Source organism: Flavobacterium pisciphilum, from assembly GCF_020905345.1.
Lineage (GTDB): Bacteria > Bacteroidota > Bacteroidia > Flavobacteriales > Flavobacteriaceae > Flavobacterium > Flavobacterium pisciphilum.
Genome location: NZ_JAJJMO010000001.1, coordinates 969,472 through 990,689, shown reverse-complemented (window position 1 = coordinate 990,689; position 21,218 = coordinate 969,472). Strand labels below are relative to the sequence as shown.

Below are 21,218 nucleotides of genomic sequence, written 5' to 3'. Positions count from 1 at the left end.
GCCGATTATTTATTTGGCATGGCACTACTGGGAATCCTGATTATTGTTGTCATTACGACTTTAAATCTAACCAATTAAGGTTGTTTTAGTTAAATAGATTCAATTATCTTTTCGCGATGATTAAGCCCCCATTGTACTAAAGTTTCAGTAACAGGTAATACCGATTTTCCATATTCTGTAACTGAATAGGCAACAGTTATAGGTCTAGTATCCTGAACAACTCTTGTAATAAGCAAATTAACCTCTAAGTCTTTGAGTTCTTTACTCAGCATTTTTGCAGAAATCCCTTCGATTTCGCGTTGCATTTTTTTAAAATGAATTACTTGATGCGTTCTGTTAGTAAGAAATCGCAAAATCATTAATTTCCATTTACCTCCCAAAACATCCAAACTGTCTCGCATTGCAAGTAGTTCTTCCGTACAGTTTGCTTCGCGCAAAATACCATCTCTTTTAATTTTTGCCATAATAGTTTCTTTAAGGTAACTAGTAACCTTTGGTTAACGAATAGTAAATGTAAATTATATTCAGAATATTTTTGTGTTTTAAACCGATTAATATGAAAGCAATTATAGTAGACAAAGAAGGTAAATTACATTTAGAAAATGTAAATACACCAACAATAAAACATGAAGAATTATTGATAGAGATAGTTGCTTCAGGATTTAACCCAATCGATTATCAGATGTTAGAGAGCGAGCTTGAAAGGAAGCTCATGCATTCTCCAATCTTAGGGCGAGAATTCTCAGGGATTGTGGTTGGTATTGGGGAAAATGTAAAAGATTTTAAAGTTGGAGATGCTGTATTCGCAGGTTCAGGAAGTATGGGTTCGAATGGCACATATGCTGAATATATTGCTGTTCGAGAATCGGTCGTAGTGCATAAGCCTGCTTTTTTATCCTTTGAGCAAGCAGCAGGATTTCCTTCGGTTGGTTTAACAGCACTACAATCTTTTAACCGAATGAAACTGCAAAATACAGATTCGGTTTTAATAACTGGTGCAGCAGGAGGAGTGGGAGCAATGTTGATTAAAATTCTCCTAGCAAACAAGTACTATAATTTTATTGTTACTGCTGGTAATGATGAAAGTATATTGTCATTAAATGAGATAGGCGTTAAGCCTAGTCAAATCATTAATTATAAAATTGAGGATGTTGAAACTTCTGCTTTAGCAAAAAACAACAATCAAAAATTTGATTTTGTAGTAGATTTAGTTGGGAATGAAATAGGGGAGATTGCATCTAGGCTTTTAAAATCTAATGGGACTTTTCTGGATGTGACCGCACTTTCTACCGAAGAATCAAGAGAGATTTTATTTAACAAAGGGGCTGTAATCATGAATATCTCCAATTATGTTTATGCCGTAGATAAGAATTATGCTTATTATAAAAATGGTTTGTTAGAGTTGGTTCGATTAATAGAAAAGGAATCTGTAACTCCACCAAATATTGAAATTATAGGAACGTTAAACACGGCAACTGTAACCAAAGCACATGAGATACTTCGCTCGAATAAAACTAAAGGAAAGAAATTAATCATGCAAATAAATGCAATATAAGCACTATGAAAACAATACCAAGAAGAATCGTAACAGGAACTAAGGATGGGAAATCTGTTATTGAAAAAGATGAAATCGTAACTAACGTTTCGGAACATTTTCCAGGTCTTATTATATCTGATATTTGGAGTACTGATAGCATGCCAGCACAGCTTTCTGAAGAGAAAATTATCGAGAATACAGCTTTTCCTAATACCCCTAAAAATGGAACTTATTTTCGATATGTTCAGATTCCACCTGATAAAGATTTAGGAATTGTTGCAACTGTTGGTCAACCACATCCTTTAATGCATCAAACAGCTACATTAGATTATATTGTAATACTTTCGGGTGAAATATATCTTATCATGGATGAAGAAGAAACACTCCTACAAGCGGGGGATATTGTAATACAAAGAGGAACAAACCATGCTTGGAGTAATAAATCAGACAAGCCTTGTATTCAATTAGCGATTCTTGTAGATGCTTTTGTTTAGTCTTAGTATTCAGTCCCAGTGTTCAGTTAACAGGTATAAAAAAAGAGTTTGCATTGCAAACTCTTTTTTTATATACTTCATACTTCATACTTCATACTTCATACTTCATACTTCATACTTCATACTTCATACTTCATACTTCATACTTCATACTTCATACTTCATACTTCATACTTCATACTTCATACTTCATACTTCATACTTCATACTTCATACTTCATACTTCATACTTCATACTTCATACTTCATACTTCAAAATCTACCAGCCTTTTACAGCTCCTCCTTTAAATTCTTTTTCTGCAGCTTTTGCTACTTCTTCTGATTGGAATGCTTTAAGGAAGTTTTTAACCTTTTCTTCGTTTTTGTTGTCTTCTCTAGAAACAATTAAGTTTACGTAAGGAGAGTCTTTATCTTCTACAAATAAAGCATCTTTAGATGGCACAAGACCTGCTTGCGAAGAGAATGTATTGTTGATAATAGCAATTGTTACGTTGGCATCATCTAGTGCTCTTGCTATTTGTGGCGCTTCTAATTCTAGAATTTTTAGGTTCTTTGGATTTTCTGCTATATCAGTTACTTTTGGCAAAAGACCAACACCATCTTTAAGCTTTATAAGACCATTTTTTTGCAATAGCAATAACGAACGACCACCGTTTGTTGGGTCATTAGGAATAATGATAGTGCTTTCTGGTTGTAATTCTGTTAATGATTTTATTTTTTTAGAATAACCTGCTATAGGATAAACAAATGTCTTTCCGATAATAGCTAGTTTGTATCCTCTTTGCTTAGATTGCTCATCAAGATAAGGTTTGTGCTGAAATGCATTTACATCTATATCTCCTTGGTTTAATGCTTCATTTGGAACTACATAATCGTTAAATGTTATTAGTTCTACATCAAGTCCGTATTTCTCTTTTGCAACCTTTTGAGCAGCTTGTGCTACTATAAATTCTGGTCCAGCAGCCACACCAACTTTAATATGGTTTGGATCATTTTTTTTGTCTTTTCCACAGTTAGCAAATACTAATGTAAGGAGTAGTATTCCTGTAAGTATTGAAAATTTATTTTTTGTATTCATGTTCTTATTTTTAAATTATAATTATTTTTTTTACCTGTGGTCAAAACGTTTTGAAAGTGCATCTCCAACAAATTGTATTATAAATACTAGGGCTACAAGAAGAATCAATACGATATTCATGATTGTAGCATCATAGCCAATGTATCCGTATTGGTACCCAATTTGCCCTAAACCACCAGCACCTACAGCTCCACCCATTGCTGAATAACCTACAAGGGTGATTAGTGTAATTGATGCGGCATTGATAATTGAAGGAAGCGCTTCTGGCAATAATACTTTATAGACAATCTGAAAAGGTGTTGCTCCTAATGCTCTTGCAGCTTCTATTAATCCTGAAGGTAATCCTAAAAGACTGTTCTCGATTAATCTTGCAATAAAAGGTGCAGCTCCTATACTAAGAGGGACTAATGCTGCACTAACTCCAATAGAAGTTCCTACTAATGCTCTTGTAAAAGGGATCATCCAAACAATTAAAATGATGAAAGGAATAGATCTGAATATGTTTACTACAACCGATAAAATTCGGTTAAATACTGCATTTTCCATAATTTGCCCTTTGCGGGTTAGGAATAGGAATATACCTGCTGGAAGCCCTAATAAAAAACCAAAGAAACCAGAAAGTAAGGTCATTGTAATGGTTTCTAATGTACCTTTTAATAATAATGTTATAATTGATTCAGACATAGCCTAATATTTCAGTTTTAATATGTTTTTCTTTAAAAAAGTTAATTGCTTGATTTTGCTCAATTTCGTCACCTGAAAGTTCTACTATAAGAATTCCAAAATTTACATCGCCAGCAAATGCAGTTTGTGCAGTTATAATATTGGCATTAACATTAAATTTTCTTGCAGCTTGAGTAAGGATTGGCTCATTTACTGATTTACCATTTAATTCTAATCGCAATAAAGGATTCAGTCCTTTTTTGAAAATTGCTGAAAGGCGTTCTTGGTATATTTCTGGAATTTCAATGTGTAATGAAGATGCAATAAATTCGCTTGTTAAAGCATGTTTTGGATTGGCAAATATATCACCAATAGTCCCTTGTTCTATTAATTCACCATTACTAATTACTGCAACTTCATCGCAAATGGCTTTTACAACTTCCATTTGATGCGTAATAAGTAATATGGTAATATTTAGACGTTTGTTAATGTCTTTTAATAAATTTAGAATAGATCTTGTAGTTCCTGGATCCAAAGCACTAGTGGCTTCATCACACAGTAATACTTTAGGATTATTAGCCAAGGTTCTTGCAATAGCAACACGTTGCTTTTGACCTCCAGAAAGATTTGCAGGATAATCATTTGCTTTTTCTTCGAGTCCTACAAGTTCTAGTAATTCTTTTACTCTGCTTTTAATTTCATTTTTAGAAACTCCAGCTAGCTCTAATGGAAAAGAAACATTATCAAAAACTGTTCTAGATGATAGTAGATTAAAATGCTGAAAAATCATTCCGATTTGTCTTCTTTCTTGTGCTAATTCAGAATTTGAAAGATCCAATAAAGACTTCCCTTCAATGATTACATCACCCGAAGTTGGTGTCTCTAATAAGTTAATACAGCGTATAAGTGTACTTTTTCCTGCTCCAGAAGTACCAATTACACCAAAAATTTTCCCTTGAGGTACATGAAGAGAGACATTTTTGAGGGCTGTAATTTCCCTTCCAGTCTTGTAAAACTTCTTGGTTATATTCTTTAATTCTATCATATTTAACTATTTGTAAGCATTAATAAAATAAAGGAAGTGTCTAATTCTTGTAGAATTAAAGGGAACTAAACGCACTTTTTTATTTTACTCCTTTAAATTATGGTGCAAATGTAACTCAGAATTTGGTTATATTAAAATCTATAGGTTAAGTAGAATAATAATAAAATGTTAATTTTAGGAATAAAATTTACTTTACTAACTGATTTACAGTGCTTAAATTTTCTCAATATGCGATTTAATTAATATTATAAATAAAGTTAAACTTGTTAAAATATTGTACAAGCTTTCATTTTTTTGTTAGAATTATCTAATAAATGCTTAAATTTAAAACAATTTAAAAATTACTTGGTATAAATACGCCCCATAATCATTATTTAAAGTATGCCGAAAACCAAAATTATAGAAAATTTAAAACTTCCAAATGTTTACATTCTTTTACTAATAGTATTTTTATCATGTACATTATTAATTTTTATTAATTTTTTCACAATTAAGATTTTATCTGCAAACAGAGCGTATGTTAATGGAGAGTCACATTATTCAAAAGGACAGAAAGATGCAGTAAGACATCTTATAACCTATTTATATACAGCAGATAAAGAACAGTGGAAGTTATATAAAGAAGAATTAAAAGTTCCTCAAGGTGATGGGATTGCACGAATCTTACTTTTGGAAAATGGTGATATCAATGTTATTAAAAATGGATTAAGAGACGGGCGCAATCATGAAAAGGATTTAGATGATATGATCTGGTTGTTTAGAAACTTTAAATCTGTTTCCTTTTTAGCAAAAGCGATTAATGAGTGGGAGAAGGCAGATCATTTAGTTAATCGATTGGCTGAGATTGGAAAAGATATTGATGAAAAGATAAGAAGTTCGACTTTAAAAACAGAAGATCAAAAAGATATACTAAATGTTATTAGTGTAATTAGTGATAAATTAACCATAAATGAACGTGAATTTTCGAATACGTTAGGAGAAGGAACACGTGCAATTAAAGATTTATTGATTCTTACCAATATTATTTTCATTTTAATAATTGTTAGTAGCGTTTGTATTTATTATTCGATAATGGTAAAAAGAATAATAATATCAAAAAAGGAAGTTGAAGCTAAGAATGAGAATTTAATTCTTGCCAATAAAGAGTTGGATAGATTTGTTTATAGTGCTTCACATGATTTACGTTCTCCAATTACTTCTCTCAAAGGATTGATAGAGATCACACAAATGGAAGACGACTTGGAACAAATAAGAGAATATCTAAATTTGATGAAGTCGAGTTTAATAAAGCAAGATCAATTTATAAGTGATATTATAGATTATTCTAAAAACAAAAGAAAAGGAGTTGTTTTTGAATCCATAAGTTTGGTGAATTTATTTGGAGGCGCAATAATACAACATACACATTTAAGAAATGCAGATCGTATTATTGTAGATATTGAAATTTTGGTTGATATAATTAAAAGCGATAGTCTTAGATTAAAGATTATCATAAATAATTTACTTTCTAATGCTATAAAGTATGCAGATGAAAGTAAAGAAGAAATGCGCATTCAAATTAAGGCCTATATCGAAGGGAATTTTTATAAAATAGAAGTAATTGATAACGGAATTGGAATTAAACCAGAATTTAAGGAGCATATATTCGAAATGTTTTATGTTATTGATAGCAATAAAGGCTCAGGATTAGGTCTTTATATATTGAAAGAGGCTGTGAAAAGCCTCAATGGAAGCATTGAACTAGAATCTGAATTTACTGTTGGAAGCAAATTTATAGTAACAATACCTAGATTATAATAAAGCATATGATTTAAATAGTATGAGATAAAAATAAATGTTAATACCATATTTTCCCAATAATAGTATCGACACCATGGAATCTAAATATGTTTTTTTGCTGATAGAAGATAGCGATATCGATAAGCTAGTTATAAAACAACTGCTTAGAAAGGTACTTGATGTAACACATGTAAATGCTGTTAATAATGGTAAAGAAGGAATTGAATGGATTATTGATAATCGAAAGAGTTTTTCTCAATCTCTTGTTATCCTTCTTGATATTCAAATGCCAATAATGAATGGATTTGAATTTCTCATCGAGTATGGCAAGCTACCAGATGAATTAAGGGATGAAACCCAAATATTTGTTTTATCATCTTCATTAGTAAGAGAAGAAATAAAACGGATTAAGAGTAATCGCTATGTGACAGATTTTTTAAGTAAACCTATTGCGATTAAAGAATTTGGAGATGTATTATATCCTACTTTGAAGGAAAAAATGCAATAGCTTTTAGTAAATAAAAAACATTATAAAATTGCTCTTTAAGCATAATTCTTAAACACTAAAGAGGGATAGGTTTAAAATAAATCTTATTTGTTTTTTAAGGTTTTTATTTCGTTTTTTAATTCTAAAAACATGGTCTTGATAGTGTCTATTTCAGATAATTTTTGCTCTTTATCATTTCTACCAATGTTGCATACATACTCCCATATTTCAAGGATATTTGAAGCTTTTACAAGATAAGGAGGATAGAATGTATTATCGGAATGAGCCATTAAATCATTCTTTCCGTTTTTGTTAAGACGCTTATATACTATACCGTCAGTTTTGGTAATGAGAATGTAAGTTTTGCCGTCTAGAACTTCACCTAGATTTTCTATGTATCTACCAACTATAAAAGAACCATTTTCATGTGGAGGCATAGAATCACCCTCTACCGGAAATGCCCTGTGTTTTCCATGACCCAAGAACGGGAGTGAGATATGTTGTAAGTTTTCGATAAACTCAGGATCGGCATAGCCAGAAAGATAGCCTGCTTTTGCTTTATGCGGAACAATTTCGATTAAATTATCCCCATTTCGATCTACAGTGATAGGCAATAATATTCGGTTATCTCCCAATTTTAGCAATTCACCCATAGGAATTTTTTTCATTTCTATTGTAAGCAAGAGATCAATGCTAATATGAAAAAAACGTGATATTGCTACTAATATCTCAGGTGGAGGAGAATTTTTTCCATCTTCATATTTGGCATAACGATCACGAGATATATGCAAGCCTTCAGCTACTTCACGTTGTGAAATCTCTTTTCGGGCTCTAAGGTGCTTAATATTTTCAGAAAATAAAGACATATGTTAATGGGATAATTTATCACAGTAAATATATGAAATTTGTGACGATATATACTAATTTTGTTTTAAATTAAAATAGCGATCAGTTATTAACTCATTTTTACTTAATTCAATTAGTATGTTACTTTTTAATGATACCGAAATTTTTACAACTGGTAATAGAGGAAAAAAGGTTTTTGATTTGCCTGATACTGAATTGATATTGTCCGATTCTCTTTTTACTAAAGAAGAATCAGATCATTATTATAATGTATTACTCAATACAACAGCATGGCGGGAATACGAAATGGAAATGTATGATAAAACACTTAAAGTCCCTAGGATGATTTCTTGGTATGAAGACCAAAGTAATATCGGTGTTAAACTTGATTGTCCAGATTGGACGCCCGAATTATTACAGATAAAAGAGCGAGTAGAGGCCGAGACAGAAGTAAAGTTCAATAGTGTTTTACTCAACTTGTATAGAAATGGAAATGATGGAGTGAGTTGGCATAGTGATCGTGAACAAAATTTTGGCAAGGATGCTATTATTGCTTCAGTAAGTTTTGGTGAAACTCGAATTTTTAAATTAAGACATAAGTTTAAAAAAGACATACCCCATTTAGAGATACCGTTATATCACGGATCTTATTTATTAATGGGCGGAACAACACAAAGTTTTTGGCAACATCAAGTTCCCAAAACGACAAAAGATATTTTGCCAAGAATTAATCTTACTTTTAGAATTGTTGATAGGGAATTATAAATTTTCTAATCAAAATGGTGAGCCACTATACATTTAATTTCTTTACATGTCATTTGTCTGCATATACAATGCATTTGTTCTTCGAATCGATTCTTCGTCTTTATAATCTAGCCATGCTTGTCCTTTACGTTTTCGCATCCAATTATCATAATGGCGAATAACAGCTACATTAATTATGGCTTTAATTACATTAGTTGGTCTGCCAGACAAAGAACGTAGGCTCAGAGAAAATCCAGGAGTAGTATATTTCATGTAATGCCACCAGCCCTCAGGCATATAAAGCATTTCACCATGTTGTAAATTAGCAATGTATGGTTTTACTAATTTAAGAGCTGGAAATTTTTCATAATCAGGATTATCAAAATCGATATCTTCATTGCAAATCCAAGAATAGGGAAGGCGATACATATATTTTGTTTCTTTTGGATCTACAAGAACACACTGTTTCTTTCCCTCAAAATGGATATGGAATATATTAGGGAAATCAATATCATAATGCATAAAAACTTTAGCATTTTGACCTCCGAAAAATACTAATGGCAAGCTTTTTATTAGCCTAAGCCCTAATTCTGGCCATCGGATGTCATTTTTCATTGATGGTACATCTTTCATCAAATTATATAAAAATATACGCAAATGAGTAGGTCCTTTTTCGAGTATATCCACATACTCAGACATGGTCATTGTAAAGTCGGGCTCATTGACTTTTTTGGTATGGTCAGTTTTACGATTGTCGTATAAAGGAACGGTTTTATCTCCTGCAACCTCCCTTAAAAAATCAAAATTCCATTTTGTAAAAGCAGGCCAATCTTCTATTTGATTAGTAATAACTACAGGTTTTTGAGGCTTATAATAGTTTTCTATAAATTCTTTTTTGGTCAGTTTTTCTACTCTTTCAATTTCTATATATTCAAATGCCATAATTAAAATTTTAAAATTGTTAGAAAATTATATATCCTAGGAAAAAAATTACATAAAATTAAGTCATTTTTTCCAATTCAAAGCAAAAATACAACTGTAATTTGTAGGAAGATTATATTGATTAATGGGTTTTGTAGACAAGAAATGTATTGTTAGATAATTTGGTTTTTAGTTGATAAATCGGGTTGGTTATGTTGTATTGATTTTTTTACTAGATATAATTCGTTAACCTAAAGTTATTGAATTTTTAATTTACATGCTCAAAAAAAGTAAATTTCTACAAAAAAATGCAATTTCATTTTGATTGTTATATTTCTGTAAAAAATTGTGATTATAAATTATTTTTCTATTCATAATTGTTTATGTTTGTTAATAAAACATTAAATATAAGGTTAAATTTAACTTTTATGTCTTTTGGTATTTTGAATGATAAATTGGGATCTATTACTAAAGTATTCTTTGTTAGTAAGGGATGTAAAGTATTGAAAATTAGAGTTTTTGTTGAAATAAGGCTCTTTTTTTAAGATTGAAATTTATAAATATGTTAAGAAAAATAAAATCATTTGTTAAATTAATTTCTACTGATATAATAATAAAATAGTAGAAAATCAATTTTAATGAAAATCAAAACGTAGGTTTTTATTTATTAACATATAAAGTTTAAAATCAAGAAAACTTAAATAAAAAATTTACCAGTATGTGTATCAGCGTGTTCAAATTGAAATAGCCAACTAATCCTAACTATATTATGAAAATCCAAACAATAACAAAGGTAGATGTTCTTGATGATTCTATACTCTGGAATAATATGAAGGCTGGTGATGAAAAGGCTTTTTCGTCACTTTTTGAAAAGCATTATGTGCATTTGGTTCGTTATGGAAATTCGCTTTCACCTTTTGCCGAAAAAGTGCAGGACTGTGTGCAAGATGTATTTACAGATATTTGGGTATATAGAGAAAAATTAGATGATTCGGTTGTTGTAAAAGCGTATTTGTTATCTAGTGTGCGCAAGAGAATTGCTAGACTTCATGAACGTGATCATATATTTCGCAAAACAACTTCAATAGATTCGATTGAATTCTTATTTGATTTCTCTGTAGAACATAAGCTTATTGTTGATGAAGAAACTTTAGGTAAAGTTTCTCATCTTAATAAATTATTAAATAGTTTACCAGGCAGGCAAAAAGAAGCCTTATATCTAAGATATAATGAAGGACTTAGTGTAGAACAAATTGCAGACATGCTCAATGTTAATTACCAATCAGCAAACAACTTATTGCATCGTGCTTTATTAAATCTTCGTAAAGAATGGAAAGGCAATATTTCTCTTTTATTGCTCTTATCATCAAGCCTTTTTTAGTTTTTTTTAATTAAATGTAAAAAAAATCATAAATAAGTGAGTATATAAAATAAAAACTGTCCTCTATGTTTTTGTAACCCTTATTTTAAGATGCAAGAACGTAACGATTATAAAGAAGTAGAAGATTTTTTAGCTGATAAATCATTCCGAACATGGGTGCAATCTGAAGAAGACTTGGATCGCTGGGAAGAATGGACTCTTGAGAATCCTAAACGTGCCAAATTAGTTGAAGAAGCTCGTCTATGGCTATTGGCAATGTATGTTCCTGAGATTACTTTTTCTGAAGCAGATATTCAATCAGGATTAGAATCTACATGGAACAAGATTGAGAGAAGAGAAATTGAACTAAAAGGAGCAAATTATTCTGGATTTAAACTTTGGAATAGCTATTGGCTTAAAGGAGCTGCTGCTGTTTTATTTTTCGGACTTGTAGCTAGTTGGTATTATAAGAGTGATACAAATATAGATGCAAAAGTTGTTACCTATAAAGAACTTGTAAATGAAAACTACGAAGGTCTTGTAGAACAAACTAACAACACAAATAAATCACAGATTATAACTTTATCTGATGGCAGTTCTGTTTTATTAAAACCAAACAGTAAGCTAAGTTATCCTAAAATTTTCATCGGAAACGAGAGAAAAGTCTATCTATCTGGCGAAGGCTTTTTTGAAATTAGTAAGAATCCGAGAAAACCATTTTTTGTCTTCGCCAATGAGATAGTTACCCGAGTAGTAGGAACAAGTTTCAGGATCAAAGCTTATTCAGATCAACCTAACGTTGAGGTGCTTGTACGCACAGGAAAAGTAACAGTTAGATCTAATGAACTACTTACGAATTCGGATTCAAAAAGAAAAGAAGTTGTTTTATTACCTAACCAAGCCTTACGCTTTGTACGACAAGGTTTTACTTTTAATAAAATTACAGATATTACACTAGATGAGTCTTTAGCGCACTCAGTAGGTAATATAGAACAGTTAAGCTTCGAGTTTACTGACATTCCAGTTACGCAAATATTCAAGACAATTGAACAAGCGTATTTGGTTAAGATTGATTTTCCCCATTCAAAACTTAAAGATTGCCATCTTACTACTTCATTAAGTGATCAGCCATTGCCTGAAAAACTTAAGATTATTTGTAAAAGCCTTGGTAACAATACAAGTTATGAGATGAATGGAAATCAAATCATCATTACATCCAATGGATGTGAATAAAACCTATTGCTTATGTAAAAAATGATATAAAAAAAGCGCCGAAGATGCTGTAACATTCTCGACGCTTAGATAAAATCAAATTACTCTCTGTAAAGAGTAGTTTGTTATGTTCCTCAATACCCAGTAAATAGTATTAATTAAACAAACCAAAATTATGAAAAAACCTGTTGTTAAACAACGATTACTCTTTCGAATCATGAAAATAACATTATTTCAGTTTGTCTTGGCGTTTGTCTTTTCAAGTGTCACTATGGCAAATAGTGTGAAAGGACAAAGGAAATTGGACACGAAAGTAACAATTGACGTTGTTAATTTGAGTTTAGATAATGCGTTATCTAAGCTTGAAAAATCAGCAAAAGTTAAGTTTTCGTATAACTCAAGAATGACTCAATTGAATCAAAAAGTGAGTATCGAAGCTAATGATGAAACTTTATCAAGTATTCTTAACCGAGTGCTAAAACCGTTCAATATTACTTACTCTGAGGTAAGTAATCAAATTATATTACAGAAGGATAGCTCACAAGCAGCTAACTTTGAAGATATAAATGTTTCAAGCTCATTGTTTGAAAGCTTGTTTATTCCTATTGTAAAAGGAAAAGTAATTGATCAAAGAGGGGATCCTTTACCGGGGGCTACTGTACTTGCAAAAGGGAGCAAAGTTGCAGTGCTTACTGATTTTGATGGGAATTTTACAATTGATATGCCAGCAAATAGTACAAAATTGATAGTTTCATATGTAGGTATGGAAACTAGAGAAGTTGATATTGTAAACTCTCCACTTACTATTAGTTTAAGTGAGTTGGGACAAAACTTAAAAGAAGTTGTAATTACAACTGGTTATGAAAAAACCTCAAAAAGAACTTTTACTGGAGCTATTAGTAAAATTTCTGGAGCAGAGTTAAAAGTTGATGGTGTTGCTGATATCAGTAGAATGATTGAGGGTAAAGCGGCAGGGGTTACAGTTCAGAACGTTACAGGAACATTCGGTACTGCACCTAAAATTACTGTACGTGGATCATCTTCAATTTTTGGAGATACTAAACCTTTATGGGTTATTGATGGTGTTGTACAAGAAGACATTATCAATATTTCATTTGCAGATTTAGCTTCTGGAAATTCAGAAACATTATTAAGTTCATCAGTTGCAGGTTTAAACTCAAATGATATTCAAAGTATAGAAATATTAAAAGATGCTTCGGCTACATCTATCTACGGATCAAGATCTTTAAATGGAGTTGTAGTTGTAACCACTAAACAAGGGCGTAGAGATTCTCCTTTAAAAGTAAGTTACTCTTTGGAGCAAAGCGTTAGAGCTGTACCAAGTTACGATCAATATGATATCTTGAATTCTCAGGAATCTATGAGTATTTTTAAAGAAATGGAATCTAAAGGTTATCTTGATTTACCTTCAACAGTTCAAGGAAGATACGGTGGAGTATATAATATTTTAGGAAAAGCAATTAATACTTATGTACCAGAAACTGGGGGTTATTTAGTAGACAATGATCCAGTTAGTCGTAATAATTTCTTGAAAAAGTATGAGTTAGCTAATACAAATTGGTTTAAAGTTTTATTCAGACCATCTATAACACAAAGTCACTCTTTGAGTTTCTCTGGTGGAGGAAAGAATAATACATTTTATGCTTCTTTAGGATATTATACAGATCCAGGATGGACTATTGCTGATAATGTAAAACAATTATCATCAAACATTAAAGGTACATTTTTTATAAATGACAAATTGAACATTACGCTATCTACAATGGCTTCTGTTAGAGATCAACAAGCACCTGGTACATATGAAAGTCAAAAAGATCAAGTTTTTGGAAAAGTTACCAGAGATTTTGATATTAACCCATTTAGCTATGTTTTAAATACAAGTAGAACTTTAAGACCTTACGATGAAAATGGAAACCTAGAGTACTACCGTAACAACTGGGCTCCTATGAATATTGTTAATGAGTTGAAAAGTAATTATTTAGATATTAATGTAAAAGATATCCGTTTTCAGTTGGATTTAGATTATAAAATAACTCCTCATTTAACGTATAATCTTACTGGATCTGCACGTTACGCAAATACAACAAGAGAGCACAAGATTTTAGAAACATCAAACGTTGTTGGAGCTTATAATGCAATGGAAACAACTATTGTTAGAGATGCAAATATCTTTTTATACAAAGATCCAAATGACTTATCTACACCACCAGTATCGGTTTTACCTAATGGAGGGTTCTTAAGAAAGTTTACAAATGATATGACTTCTTACAACATTAGAAATAGTGTGAATTATAGAAATACATTCAATGATAAACATGAAGTTGAAGGTTTCTTTGGTACAGAGTTACGATCTTTAGATAGAAACAGTGATAATTTTACAGCTGCAGGAATTCAGTATGACAGAGGTCTTACAGCTTTTACAGATCCTAGAATTATCGAAAAAATAATCAATGAAGGGAACTCATATTTTGCATTTGATAGCGAAAGAGAGCGTACTGTTGGTTTCTTCGGAAAGGTAGGATATACTTATGATCGTCGTTATACTGCGTCTGTTACAGGACGTTATGATGGTTCTAATAGACAAGGAAATAGTGGTTCATCAAGATGGTTGCCAACATATACTTTTAGTGGTAAATGGAATGCTTCTGAAGAAAAGTTCATGCAAAATTTTAAATCAATAAATAATTTAGCATTAAGAGCTTCATATGGTTTAACAGCAACAGCTGGTCCAGCAACCAACTCTTTAGCTATATACAAAAGTTTTGTGGCTAATCGTTTGAACTTAAACGACAGAGAAACTGGTATTGAAATTGACCAATTACAAAATGGGGATTTAACTTGGGAAAAACAATTTGAAACTAATATTGGTTTAGATTTAGGCTTGTTTAACAACAGAGTACAATTAGTAACGGATATTTATAGACGTAAAGCTTTTGATTTAGTTGATTTTGTAGTAACATCAGGTATTGGTGGTCAAAAAATTAAACAAGGTAATAATGCGAACATGGAAACCAAAGGTTTAGAGATTGGTTTAACAACGCAAAATATCGTAAATAAAGACTTTAAATGGTCAACAACATTTAATTTTTCTGTTTATAACCAAGAAATTACAAAGTTAGAAAACCAACCAACCGCTTTTGATTTAATTGACGGAAATGGAGGGAACGCTATAGGTCGCCCTAGAAACTCTATCTATTCTTACCAATTTACAGGTTTAAATAACCAAGGACTTCCAACATTTGTAATGCAAAATGGTCAGAATGATAAAATTACTGGAGCTAATTTTCAGGATAATGATAAAGTAACTGATTATTTAAAATACGAAGGTTCAATTGAACCAAATAAATCATTTGGTTTAGCGAATACTTTCACTTATAAAAATTGGTCATTATACGTGTTTTTCGTAGGATCTGCAGGAAACAAAGTTCGTTTGAATCCTATTTATGATAGTGAATATGATGATTTAACTGTTTTCACAAAAGACTTTACAAACAGATGGATTAATCCAGGAGATGAAAATATAACTAATGTTCCAGTTATTGCAGATAAGAGATTAAATACTAATTATGATGGTGCACGTACGCTTGCTAGAGCATACAACACTTATAATTATTCAGATGTTAGAATTGCTGATGGTGATTTTGTGAGATTGAAAAACATTTCATTAAGCTGGGAATTTCCTAAAGAATTTAAGAGAAAGTTAGGTCTAAATACTTTTACCTTAAAAGGATCTGCAGTTAACCCTTGGTTAATTTATTCTGATAAGAGATTAAACGGTCAGGATCCTGAATTCCGTAATACTGGTGGAGTAGCATTTCCTATAACTTCTCAGTATACATTTACTTTAAATATTTCATTATAATATCATTCAATTATGAAAAATATAAAAATAGCGCTATCATTATTATTACTAATTAGTATTAGTAGTTGCGATGAGTTTCTTTCAGAAACCCCTGATAATAGAACACAAATAGATACTCCAGAAAAAATATCAGAATTATTGGTAAATGCATATCCATCAGGTGGAACTTATATGGATTTTGCAGAAACAATGACTGATAACGTTACTGACGGAAGATTAGGATCAACATTGGCTAAAAATGAGCAGAATTATAACTGGGAGATGGAAGATGAAACAGATATAGACACTCAGGCCGGCTATTGGGAAGCATGTTACAGAGCTATCGCACATGCTAATAAAGCATTGGAAGCTATTGAAGAACAAGGGTTTCCTGCTAATATGAATGCACAAAGAGGAGAAGCATTATTAGCTAGAGCTTATTCACATTTTATGTTAGTATCCTTTTGGAGTAATCGATACAACCCAGCAACTGCTGCAACAGATTTAGGTATTCCATATGTAACTGAACCAGAAACAGTATTAATTAAAAAATATACTAGAAATACAGTTGAAGAAGTTTTTAATTACATTCAGAAAGACTTAGAGGAAGGATTGAAATATGTAACAAATGAGTATAAAGAGCCAAAATTTCACTTCAACAAAGAGGCTGGAAAAGCATTTGCAAGTCGTTTTTATCTAATAAAAGGGGATTGGGCTAAAGTACTTGAAGTTACTGAAGGAATCGGATCAAAACCAGTTGGTAAAATTAGAGATTATTTAGCTTTAACAAGTTTAGATCCAAACATTCAGTTTATTGATTATGCAAGAGCAGAACATCCTACGAATTTATTAATAGTTTCGTCTTATTCAATATATTCTAGAGCGAATCAATTAAGTAGATTTTATTTTGGAGGAAATAAAGTTGCTGAAGTTATGGGAAATGCAACCAATATATATAATAAAGCTTGGTATTACTCGGTTTACTCTTACAACAGTAAGACTAATTTTGTTCCTAAGTTCAAAGAATATTTCAAGTATACAAATCTAACTGCTAATATTGGAGAACCATTTTTAGGGACAGTACTTTTATCTAATGATGAGTTTTATTTAAATAGAATTGAAGCACTTGTAATGTCTAATAGAATAGCTGAAGCTAATACAGAGTTAGAATTCTTTTTAGGAACAAGAACAGCAGGTTACAATGCAGCAACTGATAAGTTGACAGAAGCAAAAATTGTAGCTAAATATCCAGTAATTGCAGATGAGTATACTCCATTTTATGCTATGACTCCAGTACAGACTTCTTATATAAAAGCTATTGCTGAGACAAAAAGAAGAGATTTTCTTCATGAAGGGATCAGATGGTTTGATGTGAAACGTTTTAATATCGAGGTAAAACATGAAATTTTTAATCGTCCTACAAACATTTTAGTAAAAAATGATAAACGAAGAGCATTACAAATACCTCTTAGTGCATCTAGTAACGGAGTAGAAAAAAATCCTAGATAAAAATTTAATATAAAGTATTATGAAAATAATAAACCAATATAAAAAGATAGCATTAATTGCTGGAGTAGTTCTAATTTTCTCTAGTTGTGCTCAAGAAGACCAACCTAAGGAAAGTCAATTAGATTTTACTCAACCTGAAAAAACAGAGCTAGATAAATGGATTGCTACGAATTATCTTAGCCCATACAATATTAATGCACAATATAAATGGAATCAGAATACTGTTGATAATAGTAGGTTTTTATTTCCTCCTACTATCGATAAAGTGAAGCCTGCTTTAGAAATTGTTAAACAAATATGGTTAACTAGTTATGCAACTATTGGAGGTGCTGATTTTGTGAAGAAAATAGCACCAAGAGAAATTGTTTTGGTTGGTGGAGTAAATTCAAATGATAACGGTACTAGAACCTTAGGTATTGCTGAAGGGGGACAGAGAATTACGCTTTTTGAAGTAGACTATGTCAATAAAAAAAATCGTGCAATTGTTTCTGAATTTATTCATACAATTCAACATGAGTATGTACATATTTTAAATCAAAATAAGCCTTTTGATGAGCAAGCATGGGGGAAAATAACTCCTTCTGGATATACAGCAAATTGGCATTTAGAAACTGAAAAAAATTCGAGAGAATTAGGTTTTATAACTAGTTATGCGAGATCTAATATTGTTGAAGATTTTGCTGAGACAGCTTCTATAATTTTGATTAGTACTAAAGCTGAATATGCAGCTATTTTGGCGGGTATAACTAGTGTAAAAGCACGAGAAGATATCAAAAAGAAAGAAGCTATTGTAGTTAAATATTATAAAGATGCTTTTGATATGGATTTCTATGCATTAAGAGATGAGGCTGAAAAAAATACTACAATTGTAATTAATGGCAATTAGTAATTAAAAAATTAAGTTCGAAAACATTAATTTAAAAAAACATTATGAAAATAAAATATTTATATAAGCTTCTAATTGTTGCTTTTGTAGCAATCCAATTAGTTGCTTGCAGTAACAATGATACAGAGCAAAAATTTGACGAAACGCCTACGGGTAGAATAAATGCTCAGTCAGAAAAATTAGATAAGTTATTACTATCTTCAGAGTATGGATGGAAAGCAGTTTATTTTACTGATAATCAACAATTAGGAGGGTATACTCATTTGTTTAAATTTTCTCCTGGAGGGAAAGTAACAATGGCATCTGATTTTGATAGTGATACAAAAAAGTTTGATAGTCAATATGAGATTCAGCTAGGGAGTACAGTAAGTGTAGTTTTTACTACTGCCAACAGAATACACCTTTTATCTGACTCTAATTCTTACCCAAACGATGATTTTAAGGGACAAGGATATCTAGGTGATTTTCAGTTTTTGTTTCAAGGAGAAGATAAAGGGGATATAGTATTTAGAACTAACAGAAATTTCAGAGAATTACGTTTTGTAAAAGCTACTGCAGCAGATTGGGATAATTTGAAGGAAAACATTATAATGGAAGATAATGTAATTGGAGCACCTAGCCGTCCACTTTTTAGATTATTAGAAACTAATGACGGAACAACTACGCGTCAATTTGATTTTAATTTTGATTATGACACTCGTTTTGCTACTGCAAATCCTGTTTCTGCAGGTTTTTCTGAAAGTTATAATATTGGTATAGGTTATACGCCTACTGGGATAATAATAAGTCCTGCTATTGTAATTAAAGATCAAGCATTATCTGAATTTGTTTATAATGATGCGGATGGTAGTTTTACAGCTACTGGAAAAGATGGTGTATCAGTTGCCATTAAGTACAGTTTAAAACCTTTAGTTTTAACAGATGACTATAAAATTCTTTTGCCTGGACAACCAGCAACTGCATTTGGATACATTGCATCAATTTTGATTAATACACCAGCAAATTCTACTTTATGTAATACATTACTGAATGAAATTAATGCTAGTTTACCAGCTGCGCAAAAGGTTAATAGAGTTCAATTACAATTTAACGATGGAGGTGATACTTATATAACGTATACTTTTACAGGTGGAAAAGCTACTTTATATCATAACGTAGAAGTTGTTGAGGATCCAGTTAAGAAAACAATTACGCTTAAACATATTTCTTGGCAAACTGCTACAGCACTTATTGCTGAGCCAGTGTTGTTGAAAAAATTTGATCAAGAATTAACAAATCCAAACGGGTTATATGTTAAGAGAGAAGCTTTCAAACTAGCAGGAGTACCTAACACAGTTTATACTTTTACATCTGCTTCAAGCAACTTTAGATTAGCGACTTTCGCTTTTCAATAGTCAAACAAAAAATAATAAAAGACTGCTTTTTAAAGCAGTCTTTTTTATTTAATAAGTGAGATATTCGTTTTAGTGATTCAAATAAAAAGTAAAACCTATAAATTATGGAGCCAAGTAAAGTAGTCAAAGAAAATTGGCGAAAGGATCCTTCAAATTGGGTATGGGGAATTTTTTATTTTAATAAAGAAGACAAAAGACTATTTCCCACAAAGAGGGTAAAAGAGCTGGGATGGACAATTAATTTGCAAATCCAAGTTCAGTATTCCTTTCCATAATTTTAATTTTAATCATTTTTGGGCTATCAAAATATTTTAAAGCATTATAAACAAATGCCCATTAATATCTGGAATTTAAATATTCTAAGATTAACTATTGCAGTTTTTTTTAGATTACTTGAATAATAAAGTTGTTTTGAATTAAATGTAATTTTCTATGTTTAATTGTTTAAAAGTCTAAAAATCAATGGACTTAAAAAGATTGATGAATTTTAAATCTAATTATTTAATTTATTATGTTAAAAACAATCTTAAGTTTAAATGGAGTTGAATTGCTTAGCAAAAATCAGCTAAAAAACATTAGTGGTAAAGGACAAAATGGACCACAGATTCAGCCTAAATGTGCCGACGGTAATTGGGCGCCTCCAGGTTCTAGTAGTGCAAATTATCCTAATTATCCATGTGCTCATATAGAAGGTCCTGTACCTTGTTTGCCACTTTTTTTAGCGGATGGTACTATAATTGAGTGTTAAATAAAAAGGAATAAGTAACGTCCTGAAAAAGTTGATTTTAAATACCGTTTCGTAATTCGAAACGGTTTTTTATTTTATAAAAGTTGAGCTATATCTTAAAATAGTTGACTCATCTTTTATTAAATTATTTGAAGGATAATATTGTTTTAAATTAAAAGTAATTTCTTATATTTAATTGTTTAAAAGTCTGAAAATCAATGGACTTAAAAGGATTGGTAAAATTTAAAAATCTAATTATTTAATTTATTATGTTAAAAACAATTTTAAGTTTAAAAGGAGTTGAATTGCTTAGCAAAAACCAACAAAAAAATGTTATAGGTAAGGGAATAGGTGGCCCAATATTTCCTAAATGTACTATTTATGCGCCTGCAGATGCTTCACCTGCACTATATCCTAATTATCCATGTGATGATCCAACTACATTACCTACACTTTGTTTAAATTTCGATACAAATGAACTTTATATTTGTTAAGACTATAAAATAATAATAAACCAGTATTTTGTACTGGTTTATTATTTCAATTTAAAAAGATCTTGTATATATCCTAATTATCCATGCGATGATCCAACTACATTACCTACACTGTGTCCAGATCCTTTAGACGATTTTGCACCACCTATTATTTGTTAAGCATATTTTAAAATATATAGT

19 protein-coding genes are annotated in these 21,218 nt (G+C 31.0%); 13 read left to right on the top strand and 6 right to left on the bottom strand.

The window, feature by feature from the left end; translation table 11 throughout:
* Positions 1-89: 89 nt before the first annotated feature.
* Entirely contained in the window at positions 90-464 is a 375-nt protein-coding gene (locus LNQ49_RS03720; protein WP_229987379.1) for a winged helix-turn-helix transcriptional regulator, read from the bottom strand.
* Positions 465-556: 92 nt separating this feature from the next.
* Here LNQ49_RS03720 and LNQ49_RS03715 point away from each other — a divergent pair, with 92 nt between their 5' ends.
* Together LNQ49_RS03715 and LNQ49_RS03710 are read left to right on the top strand one after the other, a co-directional pair.
* Positions 557-1,555, top strand: coding sequence for an NADP-dependent oxidoreductase (locus LNQ49_RS03715; RefSeq protein ID WP_229987378.1), 999 nt, complete (start codon positions 557-559; stop codon positions 1,553-1,555).
* 5 nt (positions 1,556-1,560) lie between these two features.
* Positions 1,561-2,031: a cupin domain-containing protein gene (locus LNQ49_RS03710; RefSeq protein ID WP_229987377.1), complete on the top strand. Its 471-nt coding sequence runs from the start codon at positions 1,561-1,563 to the stop codon at positions 2,029-2,031.
* 259 nt (positions 2,032-2,290) lie between these two features.
* Here the strand turns inward: LNQ49_RS03710 and metQ are convergent, their stop codons facing one another.
* Genes metQ through metN form a run of 3 tightly spaced genes read right to left on the bottom strand, consistent with a single transcriptional unit; the run spans position 2,291 to position 4,817 of the window.
* Entirely contained in the window at positions 2,291-3,109 is an 819-nt protein-coding gene (gene metQ, locus LNQ49_RS03705; protein WP_229987376.1) for a methionine ABC transporter substrate-binding lipoprotein MetQ, read from the bottom strand.
* Positions 3,110-3,139: 30 nt separating this feature from the next.
* Positions 3,140-3,793 carry a methionine ABC transporter permease MetI gene (metI, locus tag LNQ49_RS03700; protein ID WP_229987375.1) on the bottom strand — a complete coding sequence of 218 codons (654 nt, stop codon included), beginning with the start codon at positions 3,791-3,793 and terminating at the stop codon, positions 3,140-3,142.
* The gene (gene metN, locus LNQ49_RS03695) at positions 3,786-4,817 is read right to left on the bottom strand and encodes a methionine ABC transporter ATP-binding protein MetN (RefSeq protein WP_229987374.1); all 1,032 of its coding nucleotides are present in this window, start codon (positions 4,815-4,817) and stop codon (positions 3,786-3,788) included. Before metN ends, metI begins: the two co-directional genes overlap by 8 nt.
* 381 nt (positions 4,818-5,198) lie before the next feature.
* Between metN and LNQ49_RS03690 the strand changes: the two genes are divergently transcribed.
* Positions 5,199-6,614 carry a sensor histidine kinase gene (locus LNQ49_RS03690; RefSeq protein ID WP_229987373.1) on the top strand — a complete coding sequence of 472 codons (1,416 nt, stop codon included), beginning with the start codon at positions 5,199-5,201 and terminating at the stop codon, positions 6,612-6,614.
* 76 nt (positions 6,615-6,690) lie between these two features.
* Positions 6,691-7,104 (top strand): response regulator, encoded by a 414-nt coding sequence (locus LNQ49_RS03685; protein WP_229987372.1) that lies wholly within the window; start codon positions 6,691-6,693, stop codon positions 7,102-7,104.
* A gap of 83 nt (positions 7,105-7,187) precedes the next feature.
* Here LNQ49_RS03685 and LNQ49_RS03680 read toward each other — a convergent pair whose 3' ends face one another.
* A complete protein-coding gene (locus tag LNQ49_RS03680; RefSeq protein ID WP_229987371.1) occupies positions 7,188-7,949 on the bottom strand; it encodes an XRE family transcriptional regulator in 762 nt (253 codons plus the stop codon).
* Between the two features lie 118 nt (positions 7,950-8,067).
* Between LNQ49_RS03680 and LNQ49_RS03675 the strand changes: the two genes are divergently transcribed.
* A complete protein-coding gene (locus LNQ49_RS03675) occupies positions 8,068-8,694 on the top strand; it encodes an alpha-ketoglutarate-dependent dioxygenase AlkB family protein (RefSeq protein ID WP_229987370.1) in 627 nt (208 codons plus the stop codon).
* 42 nt (positions 8,695-8,736) lie between these two features.
* Here LNQ49_RS03675 and LNQ49_RS03670 read toward each other — a convergent pair whose 3' ends face one another.
* Entirely contained in the window at positions 8,737-9,615 is an 879-nt protein-coding gene (locus tag LNQ49_RS03670; RefSeq protein WP_229987369.1) for a cupin-like domain-containing protein, read from the bottom strand.
* 748 nt (positions 9,616-10,363) lie between these two features.
* Here LNQ49_RS03670 and LNQ49_RS03665 point away from each other — a divergent pair.
* The 8 genes from LNQ49_RS03665 (at position 10,364) to LNQ49_RS03630 (ending at position 21,038) form a co-directional block, all read left to right on the top strand.
* Positions 10,364-10,975: an RNA polymerase sigma factor gene (locus tag LNQ49_RS03665; protein ID WP_229987368.1), complete on the top strand. Its 612-nt coding sequence runs from the start codon at positions 10,364-10,366 to the stop codon at positions 10,973-10,975.
* A gap of 90 nt (positions 10,976-11,065) precedes the next feature.
* Positions 11,066-12,187, top strand: coding sequence for a FecR family protein (locus LNQ49_RS03660; RefSeq protein WP_229987367.1), 1,122 nt, complete (start codon positions 11,066-11,068; stop codon positions 12,185-12,187).
* A gap of 154 nt (positions 12,188-12,341) precedes the next feature.
* On the top strand, positions 12,342-16,049 hold the full coding sequence (locus tag LNQ49_RS03655) for a SusC/RagA family TonB-linked outer membrane protein (RefSeq protein ID WP_229987366.1): 3,708 nt from the start codon (positions 12,342-12,344) through the stop codon (positions 16,047-16,049).
* A gap of 12 nt (positions 16,050-16,061) precedes the next feature.
* Positions 16,062-17,537 carry a RagB/SusD family nutrient uptake outer membrane protein gene (locus tag LNQ49_RS03650; RefSeq protein ID WP_229987365.1) on the top strand — a complete coding sequence of 492 codons (1,476 nt, stop codon included), beginning with the start codon at positions 16,062-16,064 and terminating at the stop codon, positions 17,535-17,537.
* A 19-nt stretch (positions 17,538-17,556) separates the two neighbouring features.
* Entirely contained in the window at positions 17,557-18,423 is an 867-nt protein-coding gene (locus tag LNQ49_RS03645) for a zinc-binding metallopeptidase (RefSeq protein WP_229987364.1), read from the top strand.
* 44 nt (positions 18,424-18,467) lie between these two features.
* The gene (locus LNQ49_RS03640) at positions 18,468-19,817 is read left to right on the top strand and encodes a DUF4302 domain-containing protein (protein ID WP_229987363.1); all 1,350 of its coding nucleotides are present in this window, start codon (positions 18,468-18,470) and stop codon (positions 19,815-19,817) included.
* Between the two features lie 511 nt (positions 19,818-20,328).
* Positions 20,329-20,565, top strand: coding sequence for a hypothetical protein (locus LNQ49_RS03635; RefSeq protein ID WP_229987362.1), 237 nt, complete (start codon positions 20,329-20,331; stop codon positions 20,563-20,565).
* A gap of 248 nt (positions 20,566-20,813) precedes the next feature.
* The gene (locus tag LNQ49_RS03630) at positions 20,814-21,038 is read left to right on the top strand and encodes a hypothetical protein (RefSeq protein ID WP_229987361.1); all 225 of its coding nucleotides are present in this window, start codon (positions 20,814-20,816) and stop codon (positions 21,036-21,038) included.
* The last annotated feature ends 180 nt before the right edge of the window (positions 21,039-21,218 follow it).

Bases quoted from the DNA above. Each gene is read 5' to 3' on its own strand.
- LNQ49_RS03720 (WP_229987379.1), bottom strand. From the start codon at position 464: ATGGCAAAAATTAAAAGAGATGGTATTTTGCGCGAAGCAAACTGTACG.
- LNQ49_RS03715 (WP_229987378.1), top strand. From the start codon at position 557: ATGAAAGCAATTATAGTAGACAAAGAAGGTAAATTACATTTAGAAAAT.
- LNQ49_RS03710 (WP_229987377.1), top strand. From the start codon at position 1,561: ATGAAAACAATACCAAGAAGAATCGTAACAGGAACTAAGGATGGGAAA.
- metQ (WP_229987376.1), bottom strand. From the start codon at position 3,109: ATGAATACAAAAAATAAATTTTCAATACTTACAGGAATACTACTCCTT.
- metI (WP_229987375.1), bottom strand. From the start codon at position 3,793: ATGTCTGAATCAATTATAACATTATTATTAAAAGGTACATTAGAAACC.
- metN (WP_229987374.1), bottom strand. From the start codon at position 4,817: ATGATAGAATTAAAGAATATAACCAAGAAGTTTTACAAGACTGGAAGG.
- LNQ49_RS03690 (WP_229987373.1), top strand. From the start codon at position 5,199: ATGCCGAAAACCAAAATTATAGAAAATTTAAAACTTCCAAATGTTTAC.
- LNQ49_RS03685 (WP_229987372.1), top strand. From the start codon at position 6,691: ATGGAATCTAAATATGTTTTTTTGCTGATAGAAGATAGCGATATCGAT.
- LNQ49_RS03680 (WP_229987371.1), bottom strand. From the start codon at position 7,949: ATGTCTTTATTTTCTGAAAATATTAAGCACCTTAGAGCCCGAAAAGAG.
- LNQ49_RS03675 (WP_229987370.1), top strand. From the start codon at position 8,068: ATGTTACTTTTTAATGATACCGAAATTTTTACAACTGGTAATAGAGGA.
- LNQ49_RS03670 (WP_229987369.1), bottom strand. From the start codon at position 9,615: ATGGCATTTGAATATATAGAAATTGAAAGAGTAGAAAAACTGACCAAA.
- LNQ49_RS03665 (WP_229987368.1), top strand. From the start codon at position 10,364: ATGAAAATCCAAACAATAACAAAGGTAGATGTTCTTGATGATTCTATA.
- LNQ49_RS03660 (WP_229987367.1), top strand. From the start codon at position 11,066: ATGCAAGAACGTAACGATTATAAAGAAGTAGAAGATTTTTTAGCTGAT.
- LNQ49_RS03655 (WP_229987366.1), top strand. From the start codon at position 12,342: ATGAAAAAACCTGTTGTTAAACAACGATTACTCTTTCGAATCATGAAA.
- LNQ49_RS03650 (WP_229987365.1), top strand. From the start codon at position 16,062: ATGAAAAATATAAAAATAGCGCTATCATTATTATTACTAATTAGTATT.
- LNQ49_RS03645 (WP_229987364.1), top strand. From the start codon at position 17,557: ATGAAAATAATAAACCAATATAAAAAGATAGCATTAATTGCTGGAGTA.
- LNQ49_RS03640 (WP_229987363.1), top strand. From the start codon at position 18,468: ATGAAAATAAAATATTTATATAAGCTTCTAATTGTTGCTTTTGTAGCA.
- LNQ49_RS03635 (WP_229987362.1), top strand. From the start codon at position 20,329: ATGTTAAAAACAATCTTAAGTTTAAATGGAGTTGAATTGCTTAGCAAA.
- LNQ49_RS03630 (WP_229987361.1), top strand. From the start codon at position 20,814: ATGTTAAAAACAATTTTAAGTTTAAAAGGAGTTGAATTGCTTAGCAAA.